The following is an 18,891-nucleotide window of genomic DNA, read 5'->3' on the forward strand; positions in this document are numbered from 1 at the left end:
AAGCTCCCCCGGTTCGGGCACCGAGTTGAAAGGACTGAGGTCATGACCGCCAGGAACGACATCCAAGCCATCACCGAACGCATCCGCGAGCGCTCGCGGGTCAGCCGCGAGATTTACCTCGGCCGCGTCGATGACGCCGCCGGCAAGACTGCCAACCGAGGCGTGCTCTCCTGCGGCAACCTCGCCCATGGCTTTGCCGTGTGCAGCCCTTCGGAAAAGGTGGCGCTGGGTGGCGACAAGGTCGCCAATATCGGCATCATTACCTCCTACAACGACATGCTGTCGGCACATCAGCCGTTCGAGACCTATCCGCAGCTGATCAAGGATGCTGCGCGCGAAGCCGGCGGCATCGCCCAGGTGGCAGGCGGCGTGCCGGCAATGTGCGACGGCGTCACGCAAGGCCAACCCGGCATGGAGCTGTCGCTGTTCTCGCGCGACGTGATCGCCATGTCGGCGGCCATCGGCCTCAGCCACAACATGTTCGATGCCGCCGTCTATCTCGGCGTCTGCGACAAGATCGTGCCGGGTCTGGTGATCGCAGCACTTACCTTCGGCCACCTGCCCGCGATCTTCGTGCCCGCGGGACCGATGACCTCGGGCCTGCCCAATGACGAGAAGGCCAAGATCCGCCAGCTCTACGCCGAGGGCAAGGTCGGCCGCCCAGAACTGCTCGAAGCGGAATCGAAGTCCTACCACGGCCCGGGCACCTGCACCTTCTACGGCACCGCCAATTCCAACCAGATGCTGATGGAGATCATGGGCCTGCACACGCCGGGCGCCTCCTTCGTCAATCCGGGCACGCCGCTGCGCGATGCGCTGACGCGCGAGGCCGCCAAGCGCGCGCTGGCGATCACCGCGCTCGGCAACGAATACATTCCCGCAGGGCGCATGATCGACGAGCGCTCGGTGGTCAACGGCGTCGTCGGCCTGCATGCCACTGGCGGCTCGACCAACCACACCATCCACCTGATCGCCATGGCGGCGGCCGCCGGCATCCGCCTGACCTGGCAGGATATTTCCGACCTGTCGGACGCGGTTCCACTGCTCGCCCGCGTCTATCCGAACGGGCTTTCCGACGTGAACCATTTCCAAGCAGCTGGCGGCATGGGTTTCCTGATCCGCGAACTGCTCGACGCCGGACTGCTGCACGAAGACGTCCAGACCGTCTGGGGCGAAGGGCTGCGCCCTTATGCGGTCGAAGCCAAGCTCGGTGCCGACGGCTCCGTCGTGCGCGAAGCCGCCCCCAAGCAAAGCGGCGACGAAAAGGTGCTGGCACCGGCATCCAAGGCGTTCCAGCCGAGCGGCGGCCTCAAGGTGCTCGGCGGCAATCTCGGCCATGCCATCATCAAGACTTCCGCCGTAAAGCCCGAGCGTCGCATCATCGAGGCGCCGGCGCTGGTGTTCGACAGCCAGCAGGGCCTCAACGACGCCTTCAAGGCCGGACTGCTCGACCGTGACTTCGTTGCCGTCATCCGCTTCCAGGGCCCCAAGGCCAACGGCATGCCGGAGCTACACAAGCTGACCACCGTGCTGGGCATCCTGCAGGATCGGGGCCACAAGGTTGCGCTCGTCACCGACGGCCGCATGTCGGGCGCCTCGGGCAAGGTGCCGGCGGCGATCCACGTCACGCCGGAAGCGCTGGAAGGCGGGCCGATCGGCCGCGTCCATGATGGCGACATCGTCAGGCTCGACGCCGAGGTCGGCACGCTCGAAGTGCTGGTGCCGGCCGGCGATCTTGCGCTGCGCCCGGCCCCGGTCTGCGACCTCTCCGGCAACGAACATGGCATGGGCCGCGAGCTGTTCGCCGGCTTCCGCCAGATGGCCGGCCGCGCCGACCATGGGGCGAGCGCATTCGGGACGGCGTGACCTCAACTTGAAAGTAAGGCAGTTCTGCCTTACTTTCTGGGATCAGGAGCCATGCCATGCAAACGCTGACGGTAACGTCGAAGGGCCAGATCACGGTGAAGAAAGAGGTGCTGAGGCACCTCGGTGTCAAACCAGGCGACAAGATCCTTTTGGATCTGGCCCCTGACGGCAACGTCGTGCTCAAGGCAGCGCCGCACGAACGACACGGGATCGAAGCCATATTTGGCATCTTTCATGATCCCGGCCGCGCACCGGTTTCCGTTGAGGACATGAACAAGGTCATAGCAGACGCCTGGGCCGGCAAGCGGTGAAGGTCGCTGTCGATACCAATGTTCTCGCTCGCGCGATGCTGGCGGACGACCCTGGCCAAGCCGAGGTCGCCCAGGCCTTGCTCGCGGAAGCGGACCTAATCGTCATCCCCCTGGTCACCCTCTGCGAGCTGGTCTGGGTTCTCAGCAGCCTCGGGATAGAGCGAAAAGCGATAGCGCGAGGGATCGAAGACACGCTTAGTTCACGGCATGTCGTCGTCGATCACGCCGCAGTGGCTGCCGGCCTTGCTCACTTGCGGGCTGGCGGTGACTTCGCGGAGGCAGCCATGGCCTACGAGGGCTACAAAGCTGGCGCCGAGCAGTTCGCGACATTCGACAGGAAAGCCGCTCGGCTGTTGGCCGCCGAAGGCAAGCCGGTGACCCTGCTCAAAAGCCGGGCGGAATAGCTCTGCAGCGCCCCGAACCTTCAGCGCTACTTCTCCGCCGTGCAGGAGAAGACCGGCGGGGCGTCCTCGCCCTTGGTCAGGTCGTAGAGGTCGGCGCCATTACCCTTGGTCCACCAGACATATTGCTGGCCAGCGTATTTGGCGCCGCTGCCGCTCAGGACCGTGACAGCCACGACGATCTCGTCGCCCATCGTGAGTACAGCGAGGGAGTTGCTGCCGGCATTGATGTACTCAGCCTTCACGTCGCGGTCGCCACACTTGTAGCTGGCCGTCTGTCGGTCGACCGCAGCATCGCCGGGCAACTCGAAAGTGACGGTGGTTGCCGAGGCCGTATCTGCGACTGATGTCAGCACGAGTACCGCCAGGAACAAACGCATTTCGACCTCCGTTGCCTTCGCTTTTGCGGGAACGATAGCACGGCGAAAAGGCCTGCCGAAGCCAAAGCTCCAACAGGCCTTTCTCGCACCGAAGGCTAAGCGCCGTTCTTTGCCACGTCGGCGAAGAAGCCTTCCGGGCTCTCGACTTCGACCAGGCGCTTCTTCTCGATCTGCCAGAAACGGTTGCCGACGGCGCGGACGAAGCTGCGGTCGTGCGACACCAGCAGGCAGCTCGCCTCGTGCTTGAGCAGTTCGTCCTCCAATGCCTCCTGCCCGTCAATGTCGAGGTGGTTGGTCGGCTCGTCGAGCAGGTAGAAGTTCGGATTGGTGAGCCTCAGCACCAGCATGCCGAGCCGCGCCTTCTGGCCGCCGGATAGGCGACCGATCGGATTGGCCTGCATCTCGACAGTCATGCCTGCGCCAGCCAGCAAGGTGCGGGCGCGCTGCTCGCCGAGTTCGAAGCGCCGCGTCAGGACGGCCAGTGGCGCATCGCTGTCCCTGAGATCGGACAGGCCCTGGTCGCCGTAGCCCAGCACCAGCGAAGGCGTCGCCTTGATGCCGTCCACCGCGACGTCCGGCTGGGCGATGGCGCGCCTCAGCATATTGACCAGCCGCGTCTTGCCGGTGCCGTTGCGGCCGAGCAGTACGACGCGGTCGCCCTGGCGGATCCACAGCCTGCCAGTCTTAAACAGAACCGTGCCGTCGGGCGTGGTGACAGGCGCATCGTCGAGCGTTACCAGCACCTTGGCATGCGTGCCGCGATTGGCGAGCTTTATCGCGCCGGCCGATCGCTCCAGATGGGCGGGGCGTGCGGCGTCCTCCAGCTTGTCCGCCCGCTCCTTCAGCTGCTTGGTCTTCACCACCAGCAGATCGCTGCCCGAGTTGATGCCGATATTGTTAAGCTTGGCGGCTTGTCGGCGCAGTTGCTGCGCCGTCTTCATGTCCTTCTCGAAACGGCGTGCATCCGACGCGTCGATCTCGTCGAGCGCTTCGCGCGCCCTGGAATAAGGCAGCGAGAACACTTGCGAGTTTTCCGGGCGCAGGAACAGCGTCCGGTTGGTCACGGCGTCGAGGAAGGCGCGGTCGTGGCTGCAGATCACCACCGGCACATCGCGCGGCAGCGCATTCAGCCAGTTTTCGAGCTGGGCTATGCGCGCGAGGTCCAAGTGATTGGTCGGCTCATCCAGCAGCAGCATGTCGGGTTCGGTCACCCAGACGCGGGCGAGCATGGCCAGCCGCTGCCAGCCACCGCTCAGTTGCGACAACGGGCGCTGGCGCATCTCCTCAGGCACATCGAGTTCATCGAGCACGATGTCGACGCGCCAGCTTTCGCTTTCGGCCTGATCGGCCGGCAGCGCCTGCAGCACCGCCGCGAAGAAGGCCACATCGCGCAGGCTGGCCGGCACGTCCTGCTCGACATGGCCGACGCGCAAACCGCGCGCCCGGGTGATATCGCCTGCCGTCGGTTCGAAAGCGCCTGTGATCGAGCGCAGCAGCGTGGACTTGCCGCGGCCGTTGGCAGCGACGATGCCGAGCCGGTCGCCCGGTTCGATGGAAAGGTTGAGATTGGAAAAGAGCGGAGCACCGAGCGTTACGCCAAGCGACCTCAGATTGATCAAAGCCATGTTCGTTCTCTGGTCTGTCCGGACCTTCGCCCGCATCCGATCTTACGAGATGCTTTTGGGGAGCCAAGTCCGGTGAGTTGTCCAGATGCGATCGAACACAAGGCTCGATGCCGCATCACCACTGAGGGCAGACCGGGAGAGAGTTGCGCTTTGGCGCGTCGTCCGAGGTCAGCCCTGCAAACGCATTTGCAGGGCGTGGACAGGGCCGCGCTGGCGGTGGAGATAGAAATGCTCGATCACGCAGCCCTCCTTTGTCGTTCGAGTTGCGCCGCTTTCATAGCTGCAATAGCGGCGCGAGACAATGCTACTGCACGGTGAGCTCGGTGCGCTCGCCCGCCTTGACGCTGGCAGAACCTTCCTTCTTGCCGGCATCGCCCAGGTCGGCCTCGACGACATAATCGCCCTCAGGCAGCGTGGCCTGGTGCTTCTGGTCGTAGGCGTAGCCAAAATCCTTGCGGTTGCCCTGGATGTCCTTCTTGGCCGCGTAGACCCGGATCTCCTTGGCACCCGGAGCCTCGATCGCCAGCACGCCGGCGCGGAGCACGGCGGTCACGTCGCCCGCCTCGCCGACACGAACGTTGAAGGGCTGCTCGGCCTCGGCCTGGTCCATGCGTGCAACGGCGACATAGTCGCCGGCCGGCAGGTCGAACTTGTTGTCCGGCCCGTAGCCATAGGTGACTTGATCGCGCGTGCCGTCGATCTTCTTCTTCGCCTTGTAGATTCTGACATCGAGGCCACCGGCGTCGACCTTGTCGCCGCCCTGGGCATAAAGCGCATTGACCACCACGCGGCCGACGCCTGCGACGATGTCCTTCTCGACGGTCTGGCCGGCGGCGAGCTGGATCGTCTCATTGGCCTCGCCCTGGCCGATGGTGACCTTGACCTTGGTCTCGCCGGCCGGCAGCACCACCTTGGTCTCGCCGTAGTAGGTCGCCGGGTGGTCGCCACCGGGGAAGTCGAGGACGACGGCCGCACCGGTGTTGATGTCGCCACCGTCGCTGGGGCGGGGTCTGACGATCAGCGTGCCGGCGTTGAGCACAAAGAGCGGCTTGTAGGCCTGGCCGGCCTCCACCTCCAGCGGCTGCTCGACCGCCGCCTCGCCGAGCGTCGCGCGGATGACGTAGTCGCCGGCTTCCAGCGATCCCTTGTAGTTGCTGTACTCGGTGGTGATACGTTCGCCCTTGGTGCCGTCGGCGTTGGCCTTGTAGATTTCCCAGGCGTTGCCCGCATCCTTCAGCGGCGCTCCGCCCTCGGCCAGCGCCAGTTCGGGCACGAAGTTGAATTCGGGCTTGGCCGGTTCAGGCGCAGGCGCGGGTTCAGGGGCCGGCGCAGGCGCGGCAACTGTCTGCACCAGGGCGTCTTCCAGGCCCTTGGCGTCAGTCGCCTGGATGTACTTGCCACCAGTGTTTTCGGCGAGGCAGGCGACCTGCCTGCCCTCCTCCGCCGTCAGGCCGAAGCCGACGACATGGGCGGTGAAATCGACTCCCGACTGCTCAAGCTCCTTGCCCAGTGCGCAAGGGTCGGCGTTGCAGGTCTCCAGCCCATCGGTGATGAGAATGACGGTTGCCTTGTCCTCGGTGTATCTGAGGTCTTCGGCAGCCTGCTTGACCGCGGCAGAAAGCGGCGTCTTGCCAAGGAACTTCATACTGTCGGCGGCGGCGGTGATGGCGCTTGCCGAGCCCGACGCCGGCGGCACCACCAGCTCAATGTCCGAACAGCTGCCCTTTTCGCGATGGCCATAGGCCATCAGGCCAAGTTCGGTGTCGGCGGGGATGGTGGTGAGCACCGAACGGAGCGCCTGGCGGGCGATCTCCAGCTTAGGCTTGCCGTCGATCTGGCCCCACATCGAACCCGAGGCGTCGAGCACGATGATGGCACGGTCGGCGGCACTCGCGCCCGCCACTCCCGCCAGCATGAGGACAGACGTCAGGATGCCTCGTGTGAACGCCTTCATGCTGCCCCTCGCCGATTCAGACCGTTTGTTCGAGGAAGCTAAACTTGGGGCATGCCGCTGACAACCCTGGCAGCGCTCAATAGGTGGTCCGGCGCTCTTCGCTCGGCGGGCGGCCGAACTGCAGCCGGTAGCTCTGGGCGAAATAGGAATGCGAGGTGAAGCCGGTGGCGATCGCCACGTCGAGGATCGGCATGTTGGTCTGGCGCAGCAGCTCGCGGGCACGCTCGAGCCGGAGCCGCATGTAATAGCGGCCGGGCGTCACATTGAGATGGCGCAGGAACAGGCGCTCGACCTGGCGAACCGACAGGCCCGCCGTCTTGGCAAGCTGCACCGCCGACAAGGGTTCGTCGAGATTGTCGGCCATCAGCTCGACGATGCGCTTGAGCTTGTCCGACTTGCCGGTGAGGTCGCGTTCGGGGCCGACCCGCTGACGGTCGCCGGCATTGCGGATGCGCTCGTGCTGGAACTGGTTGGCGACCTCGTTGGCAAGGTTGGCGCCGAAATCGCGCTTGATAATCTCGAGCATCAGGTCGATCGAGGTGGTGACGCCGGCACAGGTGTAGCGCTTGCGGTCGATCTCGAAGACGTTGTTGGTGCATTCGATATCGGGAAACTTCTCCATGAAGCCGGCGCGGTTTTCCCAGTGGATGGTGCAGCGGTAGCCGTCGAGCTGGCCGGCCTCGGCGAGAAGGTAGGATCCGACCGATAGCGCACCCAGTGCCGCGCCGCGGCGACCCCATGAACGAAGCGCGCCGAGCACCTTGCTCTTGCCGGGGAATTCGGTGGAGACGCCGACGCAGACGAACATGATCTCGACCGCCGGGACGTCGGCGACGGAATAATCGACCTTGAGCGGCAGGCCGTTGGAAGCGATGACCGCTTCGCCATCGGCCGAAACCGTTGTCCAGCCATAGACGTCGCGGCCGAGCAGGCGGTTGGCCGTGCGACATGTGTCGATCGCGGCAACCAGCGAGAACATCGAGAACTTGTCGACGAGCAGGAAAGCGAACTGGCGGCCTTCGGGATGAGGTTCTGACATGACGGCCAGGCCTACAGATTACGCCGACTTGGAAGCGGCGCCGCGATCAACAACGCCGCCCGCATTTTCAAAGGCCCTTGTATTCGAGGCCGGCGTGGCGATGGGCCGACACCAGCGTGTTGGCCATCAGCATGGCAATGGTCATCGGGCCGACGCCGCCCGGCACCGGCGTTATGGCGCCGGCAACCTTTGCCGCGGAAGCGAACTCGACGTCGCCGACGAGGCGCGACTTGCCCTCGCCCTTGTCGGGCGCCGGTATGCGATTGATGCCGACATCGATGACGGTGGCGCCCGGCTTGACCCAATCGCCCTTGACCATCTCCGGCCTGCCGACGGCTGCAACCAGGATGTCTGCCGTGCGGCAGAGCGCCGGCAAGTCCTTGGTGCGGCTGTGGGCGATGGTGACGGTGGCGTTGGCCGCGAGCAGAAGATGGGCCATCGGCTTGCCGACGATATTGGAGCGGCCGACGACGACGGCGCTGAGGCCCGAAAGATCCTTGCCGTGCTTGCGCTCGATCAGCAGCATCGAGCCAAACGGCGTGCACGGCACGAGCGCAGTGTCGACCTCGCCGGTGGCAAGCTTGCCGACATTGATGAAATGGAAGCCGTCGACATCCTTGTCGGGCGCAATGGTCTGGATGATCTTGCCGGCGTCGATATGGGCCGGCAGCGGCAGCTGAACGAGGATGCCGTGGATCGAAGGATCGACATTCAGCTTTTCGACCAGCGCGACCACATCGGCTTCGGACGTTTCGGCGGCGAGCGTGTGCTGGACCGACAGGAAGCCGCACTCCTTGGCGGTACGCGATTTGTTGGCGACATAGACCTGGCTTGCCGGATCCTCGCCGACAATGACCACCGCCAGGCCAGGTTTCACGCCATGCGCGGCAAGCGCCGCCGCTGATTTCTTGACGCCTTCGACGACCTCTGCCGCGACAATCTTTCCGTCAATGATCTCAGCCATGTTCACTCCCTATGCAGGCACTGCTGGCGCGGCATTGTCATCAAAATTTCGACCCGCAACCCCGCCATTGCGGCGTCCGGTGCCGTAAACTCGAAACCGCAGTGCGGAATATTCAGAAGTAGCGGCGCGAACGGCGCTCGCGCAACTGGTTTAGCTCCTTGCGGACCTCGCGCAGGCTTTCGCTGATCTCGTCGATCTGGTTGCGCGGCAACGGGGCCTCGGCTTGCGGCATGGCGCTCGCGGGCTCAGGCGCTGATAGAACCTGTGGCGGCATGGGCGGCCAGGGATGATATCCGGAGGAAGCCGGCGGATACGCATAGGGTGTCGCGTAACCCGGAGGCGGAGGACCATAGCCAGGCTGCGCGTAAGGCGGATAGGGCTGCGGGAAGCCACCGTCGGCTGCCTGCGGCGCCGTCTCGGCGGGCAACGACGGCGAGGCAGGCGCGGCCGCAGTGGCAGGGGACGGCTCCGCAACCTGGGGTTCCGACAGCGGCGCTGGTTCCGCATCCAGCCTTGGCGAAGGCGCGTCTGCGCGGTCGTCCGGCCGGGGGGCCTCATTGTCCTCCACAGGCGCGGCGCGGCGCGGCGTGGGCCGAGCCCGAGCGCGCCGATTGGCGGTGTCGCGCAGGCTTTCGAGCGCCCCGCGCAGGCCGCCGAGGCCGACGCCAACGGCGAAGCCGGCCAGCATGCCCGCCAGAGAGATCATGGCGCGCGACGGCCCTGTCGATTCCAACGGCGGCGAGGCAACCGAAATGACGCTGACATTGGCCGAGTTGATATCCTTCTGCTCACCGGTCTCGCGCGCGCGAAGCAGGTACTGTTCATAGACTGCGCGCTTGGCGGTGACGTCGCGTTCGAGCTCGCGCAGCGTGACAAGTTCGTCAGCGACTTCGCCCTGACGCACCTTGAGCTGGGCAAGCCGGGCGGCGAGTTCCTGCTCTAGCTGCACGGCCCGCTTGAGCTCGACCTGGATGGAGGCCGCGACCCGGCGCAATTCGGTCGCGATGCGTTCGCGGGCGCCGCTCAGCTGGGCCTCGACGGCGAGACGCTCGGGGTGACGCGGGCCGAGCCTGACCGCTGCCCGGTCGGCCTCCTGGGTGAGGGCTGCATATTGCGCGCGCAGCTCGGTGATCGCCGGCGAATTGATCGCCTCGGGCAAGGTGCCGCTCAGCACCGAATCGACGCCGAGGCTGCGGGTCGAGGCGGCCCGCGCATTCAGCTCCAGGGTCCGCGAGCGCGCAGCGGTCAACTGGTCGTTGACGCGCTGGATCTCGTCGTCGGTAATCAGCCGCCCCTGCGGATCGATGAGTTCGTTTTCGGCCTTGAAGGTCTCGACCTTGCGCTCGGCGGCTTCGACGGACTTGCGCATCTCGTCGAGCCGGGCATTGAGTTCGTCGGTCGCACGGCCCGCACTGCCGGACTGCAGCTCGCCGTAGGTCTGCATGAAGACCTCGGTCATGGTGTTGGCGATGAGCGCCGACTTTTCCGCGCTCTCGGTCTTGGCACCCACCGAGATGACGAAAGTCTTGCCGCCACGCTCGACGGTCAATGCCTCGGCGAGATGGGTCGTCGCCAGCGCGTGCCTGTTATCGACAGCGCCTGTCGCCTTGTCGTCAGGCGAGATCAGCGAACGGACGAAGGAACGAACATCGAGGCCGCTGCCGGCCGTGCCGTTGAATTCCGGATCTTCGTCAAGATTGAGCTTGTCGACCACCTTGGTCAGGACTGTGCCCGATGTCAGCACCCGCACCTGGTTCTCGACGATGGCCAGCGTCGCCTCCGACGACAGGCCGCCCTCGGTCAGTTCCCGGTCCGTGAGCTTCAGGTTGCGCGGATCGACGATCATCTCGGTCCAGGCCTGATACATCTTCGGCATGGAAAGGGCGATCGCCACGCCCGCAAGCGCGCCGAGAAGCGTGGTCGAAGCAATCAACAGCTTGGAGCGGCCAATGCCGCCGATGACCTTCATCGGGTCGATCAAAGGTTTCCAGCGCACATCGTCCGGGTCGTCCTGTTCGTCGAACGACTGGACCGCTTGCGGCTGAGCTGGCGTGCTGACGACTGCCGGCGCAACGGTCGGCTGGGACGGCCCCACCAGCCTTTCGCGCCAGCCGCCGATCAGCGAAGACTGGGCCGGCTTGTGCGGATCGTCGGCAGCTTGAACTACAGAGTCAGTTCGCGTGTGCGTGTCCGCCGCCATTTCGGTGGCCCGCTCTGCCTCGGAGCTGCGCGCGGCTATCTCCGCCTCGCGGCGAATACGAGCCATGCGATGGCGCGTGGCCGCATCCTGCGCATCCGGCTCGGGATGCTCGTCCGTGCCTAATGACAGCAGCGAAGCGCCTTGCCGCTTCGGAGCCGCGTCGTCCTGGGCGAGCGCGAGCAGCGATCCCTTGCGCCTGCCATCCTCGCGGTTCCCAGAATCGGCCATGTCTTGGGTTGCTTCCATGCACTGGGACGGATCAGGCGTCCGGTTCTTAACCCAAGCTAAACAGGCATGGGAAACAAAAGGTTAATTTTGTCACTTCAACGCTTCCCTGCCGCTCTTGCAAAACGGCACATTAAGCTTTGCGTCCTATCCTGCAGCCGGATCATGACCCAGGCCAACGACATACCGCGCATGCCGCTGCGCGAACGTATCGGCAGTTTCCTGTTGGAACGGCGCGCAATGCTGCGCGACTACTTCTCGGCGGTCAGCGGTTCGGCGGGCCGGCTGGTGTTCTCGCTGATCTATTTCGTGGCACTGGCCAACACGTTGTCCATCGCCGATTTCGGCCTGTTTGCCACGGCGTCTGCTGCCGGCGTGATGTTGTCGCGCACGCTCGCCTTCGGTTTCATCTCGGCGCTCTACCGCACCGCCACGATCAGACCGCGGCTGATCGGAAGCTATACCGCCGGCTTCCTGATGCTGTCGCTGCTGTCGCTGCCGGTGCTCGCCGCTGCCTCGGCGCTGACCTGGCTCCTGTTCTTTTCGAGCACGTTGTCGGCTGGCATCTTTGCCACCGTCATCTTCGCCGAGGCGCTGCTGTGGCGACCGGTCGAGGTGGCGATGATCGTCAACAACGGCCTCGGCCGCTTCGGCCGCGCCGCAGTGCTGGCTATCCTGACTTCGGCGATCAAATCTGCCGCCGCTGTGCTGTTCATCTTCTGGCCGACATCCACGATCGAAGCCTGGGCCTGGTTCTACGTCGCCTGCAATGTCGTTTCGCTTGCCATTGCCTTCGGCGTCTTCTACCCGCGCCAGAGGCTCCGGCTGACGCCAGATCTATATTGGCGCCGGCTTTCAGACTCGATCTATGTCGCCGGCGCGGAAGTGCTGTTCTATCTCCAGATGGAGTTCGACAAGCTTCTGGTCCTGGCCATGGGCGGGCCGCACCTCGCCGGCATCTATGCCATCGTCATGCGGCTGGTCGACCTCACCGCCATCCCGATCCGGACATTCTCGATGATGCTGGTGCAACGCATGATGCGCGCGCCGCAGATGCTGGAGCGGCTCAAGGTCAAGCTCGGCATCGAAGCCGGAATCCTGCTCGTCTCGACCTCGGCGCTGCTGTTCCTTGCCGTGGTGCTGCATTTCTATCCCAATTTCCTCGGACGGAATGTTTCCGAGGCCGCACCGCTCGTCGGCCTGGCCCTGTTCGTGCCGGCCTTGCGCAACCTCGTCGAATATCACGCCGAGCTGCTGTTCGCGCGCGGGCAGACGCTGATCCGCGCCTGCAATCTGGCCTTGCTCGCCGGCCTCAAGGCCGCATTGCTGTCGACCCTGCTGATTCAGGTCGCCGACACGGAAACCTTGGTGTGGTCGCTCAACGGGATGTTCGCGCTGCTCTATCTTGCGTCGGCAGCGGTGACCTATACGGCACTGCGCCGGCCCGCCAAGGCGATCTAGGTCAGGCGCCGACAAGCTTCCTGATACGGCCTAGATCGGTGCCGATGAAGGATTGCATGCCGATCGCCACCTGCTCCGGCGACATCTCGGAGACGAATGCCTCGAACTGCGCATCCGACAGCGGCGTGCCGGTCCAATGGACGCGGCAGAATTCCTCCGAGCCGTGGAAATGCCCAGCCCCGCCGGCGACTTCGTCGACGAAGCGGCCGTAGATCATGCATTCGGAAAATCTGCGCCGCGCGCACACCGCCTCGACCCAGTGCCGGCCGCTCACCTGCTCGATGCGGGCAAGCATGTCGCGCACGCTTGAACGGCGCCAGGCGATCAGGGTCGAAATGTAGTCGTGCGGCGAGACCTCCGGCGCCTCGATCCCAAGCACGGCGGCGGCGTTGCGCGACCAGACATGGTGATTTTCGTGACCGGGGCGAAGCAAGGCGTTTTCGCGGATGAACAGCCGCAACTTGCCGTCGTGCCAGAACCGGGCGCAGTCGAACGGCCTGAGGAAAGCGACGTCGGAATCGACGTAGACGAGCGTTTGCTGCTCGATCCGCTCGGCGATAGCGATGCGGCGCAGTTGCTGCACATGCCAGCCACGCAGCGGCGGCGCCTTGAGGCTCAGCCAGATACGGCGCTTGAACAGGCTTGTCGGGTCCGGCAGGTCACGCAGCCAGGACGGCAGCAGGTCGCGCTCGTCTATGACGGTACGCTGTCTGCTCTCCAGTTGGCGGAACAGCGCCACATCGCGATGCTCGACCAGCAGATAGTGGTGCGACGCACCAGTGACATGGCGGTCGACGGTCTCGCACAACAGGCGGCAGCGCTCGAAATCGGCAGCGTAGCTGGCCGTCACCAGCGCCGCATCGGCAACAGCAGGCATGCTGCTCACGTTCAATAGCGATCCCCGGCCAGCTTTTGGCGCAGCACGCGCAAGAGGAAAAGCGGATTGCCGACGATATAGCGCCGCCACAGCCGCCCAGGCTCTATGACCAGCCGGAACAGCCATTCGAGGCGTAGCCGGCGCATCCATTCCGGCGCGCGGGGCACCGAACCGCTGAGGAAGTCGAGCAGCGCTCCGACGGCGATCGGCAAGGTGCAGTGCTCCGGTCCCAGGTTGCGTGCGATCCAGAATTCCTGGCGCGGCACGCCCATGGCGACGAGCAATATGTCCGGCCGCAATGCGGCCAGAGAGGCGATGACCGCGGGCTCTTCCTGTGCGGTGAAGAAGCCGTCGTGGACGACCACAAACCGGTGCTGCGGCGCAATCTCGCCCAGGCGCTGGGCTGCCCGTTCGGCATTTTCGCGCGTAGCACCGAGCAGGCCGACCGTCAGCGGTTTGTCGGCCGCCAGGAGCAGGGCCGGCACGAAATCGGTGCCGTTGAGATTGGCCGGAAACGGTGCCCCGTAAAGCCAGCGCGCGGCAATATCGACGCCGATGCCGTCGGCCAAGACCAGGAAATCGTCCAGTGCGACAGCAAATTCCTTGTTGGAACAGGCCACGTTGGCGTTGTGGGCATTGAGGAACCCGACCTTGGTGAAGGTCTTTTCCCGGATGAAACCGGACAACAGCGAGACCGCCTCTTCGCGCCCCAGGCTGGCAACTCGAATCCCGAGGATGCGCCGGAACGTTGCGGCCGGGTTGGAGATCGTCAGGCTCAAGCGACAACCTCGCGCGTGCCGGCACCAAGCCTGGCGAGACCGAGCGCAACCGCACGATCCAGGGCCGCGATCTGGCGACGGTGGAAGTCGGTGCCGTCGACGTCGGCCACGCGCTGATCGACAGTTTGTTCGAGCGCCCTGGCGAAGGCTGCGGGATCATCAGTCATGATGCAGTTCCGAGGCTTGTGGGCAATGCCGCGCAACGAATGCGCCGTCGCCACCGACGGCAGGCCGAGTTCAAAGGTCTCGATGGTTTTGAGCTGGACGCCGCTGCCTGAGGTGCTGACCAGCGGGATGACGGCGGCACTGCGCACAAAGGCCTGGGCATCGGGCACGCGGCCAACGAACTTGACGCCCGGATGCAGCGAAGACACGCCGGCCGGAACGCTGCCGGCAATGTGGATGCGGAAATCCGGGCGCAGATGCGGCACCACCTTGCCCAGGAACCAGTCGAGGCCGATGCGGTTTGGCTCCCAGGTCCAGGTGCCGATGAGAGCTGCGTCGCAATCAATTCGGCGCGTGCCGGGTGCGGACGGAAGTTCGGAACGGGTGACCAACGGCAGCGCCACCGAGCGTTTGTCGGAGGCGACGCCGAGTTCGGCCCGGTCCTCTTCGGCCAGCGTGAAGACGAAGCGCGCATTGCGGCACAACCGCTTCTCGATGACCTCGAGAAGCCTCGCCTCGCGGCGGAACAGGGTGCGCTGGAAGGCGCCCTTGGCGGCCAGCGAATTCTCCGCCGCCGAGCGGAACTCGACATTGTGCGCCACGAAGATCGACGGCTTGTCCTGAAAGGCTTTTTCGAAAGCCGCCGCCATTTGAACGGAATTGAGGACATAGCCGTCGAACGGCCCTGCAGCCTGGATCGCATCGCGCACCGCTTGCTCCGAGACCACGCGCAGCTTGGCTGACGCGAATGTGAGGCCGGAGGCAACAGCGCTCGCCAGCCATGCAAGCTTGCGCGGCAAGGGTGCAGTGTCGGTGCGGACGTCGAGCGAACCGAGCAGGACGGTATTTTCCGGATCGGACGGTGCCTTGCCCGGCCAGCCGAAACCAAGCACGGTCACGCGCACGCCGTTGCGGCGCAACGCGTCGATGATCGCCTGGTTGGCGATCTCGTAGCCCGAGGAAAGTGCTCCGTCGGGCACGATCGATGTAGCAAACAGCAGATGCATCACAACAGATTCCTGACCCACGGCTAACAGGCTGCGGTGAAGTCTTCATTAAGCAATCTGGCCGTTGTTGTGCAAACGCAACTGGCGGGAAGCCTCCGAGGCGCCATTATTTAACTCACCGTTATCGTGCCGATGCTAGGCAAGGACATCGTAAGAATCGGCGTTTTTCCATGACCGTCCTGCCACCCCTTAAGTCCGTGACCATCGCCGGCCAGTCGCCTGCGCTGGCCAATGACGTCGTGGACGTGGTTGTGACGCTGCCGACCTTCCGCAGGCCGCAGCAATTGCTGGCAACGCTCGATTCGCTCGCCAGGCAACAGACGGCGCGCCGCTTTGCGATCATCGTCATGGAGAATGACGACGAGGGCCGCGAGGGCTTGAACGCGGCACTGCCGCTGTTTGAGAGCGGCAAGATGGCCGGCATGGTGATCATCGCCCACGAACGTGGCAATTGCAGCGCCTACAATGCCGGCTGGCACACCGCACTTCTGCACTTTCCGAATTTCACCCAACTGCTGGTGATCGACGACGACGAACTGGCCGACCCCTTGTGGCTGGAAACGATATGCAGCGCGCAGTTGCGCCTCGACGCCGACATCGTCGGCGGGCCGCAGCTTCCGGTGTTTGCCGACCCGGCTCACCAGGCATGGGCAACGCACCCGGTGTTTGCGCCGCCCTACTCCACCACCGGACCCGTCCGGGCGCTGTTTTCCTCTGGCAATCTGCTCCTCACCCGCAACGTGCTGCTGGCGATGGGTCCTCCGTTCCTCGATTTGCGCTTCAACTTCATGGGCGGCGGCGATTCGGATTTCCTCAGCCGGGCCGCGCGGCGGGGCTTCAGGCTCGCCTGGTGTGCCGAGGCCAAGCTGTTCGAGAACGTGCCGGCGCGACGCGTCGAGGCCGACTGGATCCGGGCGCGCGGCCTGCGCAACGGCGTCATCTCGACGCTGGTCGCCAAGAAGCGATATTCCGGGGCGCCGCTAGCCAATACGCGGGTGTTCCTGAAGAGCCTGACGCTGCTGATCTTCTCGCCCCTGCGCGCGCTGTTGCGGCTGATCTGGACCGGCTCGCCGTCGGTCGCCGCCTATCCGATCCATGTGGCGCTGGGCCGCGTGCTCGCCGATTTCGGTTATGCCAATGAGCAATATCGGCAGCCTGAGAAGAACTGAGGCGGCGCCGCTGTCGGCGGCGTTCACCCGCTCGGGCGTCGCCACCGCCATCGCGACGGTTTTGCTGACCGTGGTGATCGTCTCGTTCCGCCCGTTCCAGCCGGCAGGCGCCGATGTCGCCGGCGGCGGCGACATCGTCAACCAGCTTGGCTTTGGCTCGCTCGGCGGACTGTCGATCTTCGCCCTGCTGACATTGGCCGCTCCCGACCGGCTGCGTGCCCTGGCAAGCATGCCCTGGGCGATCCTGCTCTGCTTCTTCATGATTTCGGTGGTGACCGCCACCGATCCCGGATCTGCGTTCCGTGCTGCGTCCTTCACCCTGATCGGCATCCTGGCCATGGCGACCGTGCTGGCGCTGCCGCGCAACGCCGATGCCTATTCGACGGTGCTCACCGTATCGGGACTGGTCGTCGTCGGGCTCTGCTATGCCGGCGTGGTGCTCAACCCGGGCGTGGCGATCCACGGCGCCGACGGCGTCGAGCCCCAGCATGCCGGGCTGTGGCGCGGCGCGTTCTCGCACAAGAACATCGCCGCCCCGGTCATGGCCTGTTACAGCTTCGCCGGCATCTACCTCTTCCGGCGCGGCTGGCAATGGTCGGGCGCCATTTTGTTCGCCGCCGCCATGTTCTTCATGTTCCATACCGGTTCCAAGACCACGGCCGGCCTGGTGCCGCTGTCGATCATGGTGGTCATCCTGCCGGGCCTGATCGGCATGCGGCTCGGTGCGCCGGTGCTGTTTGCAATGGCCATCATCGGCACCGCGCTCGCCACGCTGGGCATCGTCTTCATTGATCCGCTCAAGGACCTTGCCGCCTACCTCGTCCCCGACCTCACCTATACCGGCCGCACCACGCTGTGGGCCTATGCCGGCGAGATGCTGGCCAAGCACCCTTGGTTCGGCTACGGCTACGAAAGCTTCTGGGGCACACCGCTGCTCACCGAAAGCGAGCGCGCCTTCGACCAGGACTGGGACATCCGCGCCATCGTGCACGGCCATAACGGCTATCTCGACCTCGCGGTGCTGATGGGCATCCCTGCCCTCGTCACGGCGGTCTATGCTTTCCTGATCGCACCGCTGCGCGACTACATGCGCATTCCGCTGACCAAGGAGAATGTCTTCCTGGGGGACATGTTCATGATGGTGGTGCTGTTCACCGCGCTCAACGCCTTCCTCGAAAGCTTCTTCTTCCGCCGCGCCGACCCGGTGTGGCTGTTCTTCGTCTTCGGCGTGCTGGGGCTGCGGCTGGTGTCGCGCGTGATGATCCGCAAAGCCTGATCCTGAGCTCTTGATCCCGCCCGGCACCCACGACATTCTGGCGCCATGGCCACCGCAGTTTCCAGACGCCAGCTGCTCGCCGGGTCGCTCGGCATCGGTATCTTGCCGCTGCTGCGGACCTTGCCGGTGCGAAGTGCCGCCTTGCCGAAGACCGACGCGACCTTCCTGTTTGCTGCCGACATCCATGCCTGCCGCATGGCAAGCGGGCTCAGTCCGAACTGCCAGGCCGAAGGCAAGACGGACGAGAACCTGCGCCGGCACATCGCGGCCCTGAACGAGGTCGCAAAACTGGAGTGGCCCAGCGAAGTCAGTGGCGTGTCGTCGGGCCTTGCCAGCGCCGGCACACGGATCGGCCGTCCGCTCGGCCTGGTCATCGGCGGCGACATGACCGACGACGGCGGTGGGCAGGTGACGCTGCCGCACGAGGGCACCCAGCTCTTGCAGTTCAGCCATCGCTACCAGGAAGGAAACGGCCCCGACCGCGTGCATGTGCCGGTCTATGTCGGGCTCGGCAATCACGACCTCGACCAGGATGGGCCGCCGCCGCATGTCGACTGGTACCGGCGCGAACTACGCGACTATGTCGAGATCAACCACCGGCCGAGCGTATTCTTCAAGCCACCGGTACCGGCCACTAACTATGACGCGCCGTCGGATTGTTATTCCTGGGACTGGGACGGGCTGCATCTCGTCCAGACGCACAGGTTTGCCGGCGACACGGCCAAGGGTGCGCCGAGCGCGCTCGACTGGTTGAAGCAGGACCTCAAGACCTTTGCCGGCGACGGCAGGCCGGTGATCCTGTTCCAGCACTATGGCTGGGACCAGTTCTCCATCGAAAGATGGGACGCCGGCGCCCGCCAGTTCGACGACAGCGGCAGCGGCAAGCCGCACTGGTGGAGCGATGACGACCGGCGCGCATTGCTGGATGCGATCAATGGAGCGAACGTGATCGCCGTCTTCCATGGCCATCAGCATGAGACGCCAATGATCTACAGGCGCGACGGGCTGGACCTTTTCAAGCCGAAAGCCGGTTTCATGGGTGGCTTCGCGGTCGTCCGGGTGACCGACGGCTTCATGGATGTCGTGCTGGGGGAAGCCGGGGCGCGCGGCAGCGTCACCTTCACCAACGCCTTCGGCAAGAGACTGGACGACACACGCTGAAGTGGCGTTTCCGCCCTTCCGCATGGCTGCA

16 protein-coding genes are annotated in these 18,891 nt (G+C 64.9%); 7 read left to right on the top strand and 9 right to left on the bottom strand.

Annotated elements, in window-relative coordinates:
* Positions 1-42: 42 nt before the first annotated feature.
* From edd to CO731_RS24095, 3 genes are read left to right on the top strand one after another with little or no spacing between them, the layout of a single operon-like run.
* Positions 43-1,866 (top strand): phosphogluconate dehydratase, encoded by a 1,824-nt coding sequence (gene edd, locus CO731_RS24085; RefSeq protein WP_108609158.1) that lies wholly within the window; start codon positions 43-45, stop codon positions 1,864-1,866.
* A 56-nt stretch (positions 1,867-1,922) separates the two neighbouring features.
* Entirely contained in the window at positions 1,923-2,177 is a 255-nt protein-coding gene (locus tag CO731_RS24090) for an AbrB/MazE/SpoVT family DNA-binding domain-containing protein (protein ID WP_108609159.1), read from the top strand.
* Positions 2,174-2,581, top strand: a complete 408-nt coding sequence (locus CO731_RS24095) for a type II toxin-antitoxin system VapC family toxin (RefSeq protein ID WP_108609160.1) — start codon at positions 2,174-2,176, stop codon at positions 2,579-2,581. Before CO731_RS24090 ends, CO731_RS24095 begins: the two co-directional genes overlap by 4 nt.
* Before the next feature lie 26 nt (positions 2,582-2,607).
* Here the strand turns inward: CO731_RS24095 and CO731_RS24100 are convergent, their stop codons facing one another.
* The 6 genes from CO731_RS24100 to CO731_RS24125 all read right to left on the bottom strand — a co-directional run bounded on the left by CO731_RS24100 (position 2,608) and on the right by CO731_RS24125 (position 10,968).
* Complete coding sequence (locus CO731_RS24100) at positions 2,608-2,958, bottom strand: MliC family protein (RefSeq protein ID WP_108609161.1); 351 nt, start codon at positions 2,956-2,958, stop codon at positions 2,608-2,610.
* Positions 2,959-3,053: 95 nt separating this feature from the next.
* On the bottom strand, positions 3,054-4,583 hold the full coding sequence (locus CO731_RS24105; RefSeq protein WP_108610031.1) for an ABC-F family ATP-binding cassette domain-containing protein: 1,530 nt from the start codon (positions 4,581-4,583) through the stop codon (positions 3,054-3,056).
* 304 nt (positions 4,584-4,887) lie between these two features.
* Complete coding sequence (locus CO731_RS24110; protein ID WP_108609162.1) at positions 4,888-6,537, bottom strand: VWA domain-containing protein; 1,650 nt, start codon at positions 6,535-6,537, stop codon at positions 4,888-4,890.
* A gap of 76 nt (positions 6,538-6,613) precedes the next feature.
* Positions 6,614-7,576, bottom strand: a complete 963-nt coding sequence (locus CO731_RS24115; protein ID WP_108609163.1) for a GlxA family transcriptional regulator — start codon at positions 7,574-7,576, stop codon at positions 6,614-6,616.
* Between the two features lie 67 nt (positions 7,577-7,643).
* Complete coding sequence (gene folD / locus CO731_RS24120) at positions 7,644-8,540, bottom strand: bifunctional methylenetetrahydrofolate dehydrogenase/methenyltetrahydrofolate cyclohydrolase FolD (protein ID WP_108609164.1); 897 nt, start codon at positions 8,538-8,540, stop codon at positions 7,644-7,646.
* A gap of 112 nt (positions 8,541-8,652) precedes the next feature.
* A complete protein-coding gene (locus CO731_RS24125; RefSeq protein ID WP_108610032.1) occupies positions 8,653-10,968 on the bottom strand; it encodes a GumC family protein in 2,316 nt (771 codons plus the stop codon).
* A gap of 162 nt (positions 10,969-11,130) precedes the next feature.
* Here CO731_RS24125 and CO731_RS24130 point away from each other — a divergent pair, with 162 nt between their 5' ends.
* On the top strand, positions 11,131-12,426 hold the full coding sequence (locus CO731_RS24130) for a lipopolysaccharide biosynthesis protein (RefSeq protein ID WP_108609165.1): 1,296 nt from the start codon (positions 11,131-11,133) through the stop codon (positions 12,424-12,426).
* A 1-nt stretch (position 12,427) separates the two neighbouring features.
* Here the strand turns inward: CO731_RS24130 and CO731_RS24135 are convergent, their stop codons facing one another.
* From CO731_RS24135 to CO731_RS24145, 3 genes are read right to left on the bottom strand one after another with little or no spacing between them, the layout of a single operon-like run.
* Positions 12,428-13,303, bottom strand: a complete 876-nt coding sequence (locus CO731_RS24135) for a DUF6492 family protein (RefSeq protein ID WP_245439508.1) — start codon at positions 13,301-13,303, stop codon at positions 12,428-12,430.
* 11 nt (positions 13,304-13,314) lie between these two features.
* Positions 13,315-14,082 carry a WecB/TagA/CpsF family glycosyltransferase gene (locus CO731_RS24140; RefSeq protein WP_108609166.1) on the bottom strand — a complete coding sequence of 256 codons (768 nt, stop codon included), beginning with the start codon at positions 14,080-14,082 and terminating at the stop codon, positions 13,315-13,317.
* A complete protein-coding gene (locus CO731_RS24145; protein ID WP_108609167.1) occupies positions 14,079-15,254 on the bottom strand; it encodes a glycosyltransferase family 4 protein in 1,176 nt (391 codons plus the stop codon). The genes CO731_RS24140 and CO731_RS24145 overlap by 4 nt, the downstream gene beginning before the upstream one ends.
* A gap of 170 nt (positions 15,255-15,424) precedes the next feature.
* On the opposite strand from CO731_RS24145, the gene CO731_RS24150 reads away from it, so the two are divergent.
* The 3 genes from CO731_RS24150 to CO731_RS24160 are packed head-to-tail and all read left to right on the top strand — an operon-like array spanning position 15,425 to position 18,860.
* The gene (locus CO731_RS24150) at positions 15,425-16,423 is read left to right on the top strand and encodes a glycosyltransferase (protein ID WP_108609168.1); all 999 of its coding nucleotides are present in this window, start codon (positions 15,425-15,427) and stop codon (positions 16,421-16,423) included.
* The gene (locus CO731_RS24155) at positions 16,392-17,699 is read left to right on the top strand and encodes an O-antigen ligase (protein ID WP_108609169.1); all 1,308 of its coding nucleotides are present in this window, start codon (positions 16,392-16,394) and stop codon (positions 17,697-17,699) included. Before CO731_RS24150 ends, CO731_RS24155 begins: the two co-directional genes overlap by 32 nt.
* 45 nt (positions 17,700-17,744) lie before the next feature.
* On the top strand, positions 17,745-18,860 hold the full coding sequence (locus CO731_RS24160) for a metallophosphoesterase (protein WP_108609170.1): 1,116 nt from the start codon (positions 17,745-17,747) through the stop codon (positions 18,858-18,860).
* Positions 18,861-18,891: the final 31 nt, after the last annotated feature.

Origin of the sequence: Aminobacter sp. MSH1, from assembly GCF_003071665.1 — a bacterium.
Lineage (GTDB): Bacteria > Pseudomonadota > Alphaproteobacteria > Rhizobiales > Rhizobiaceae > Aminobacter > Aminobacter niigataensis.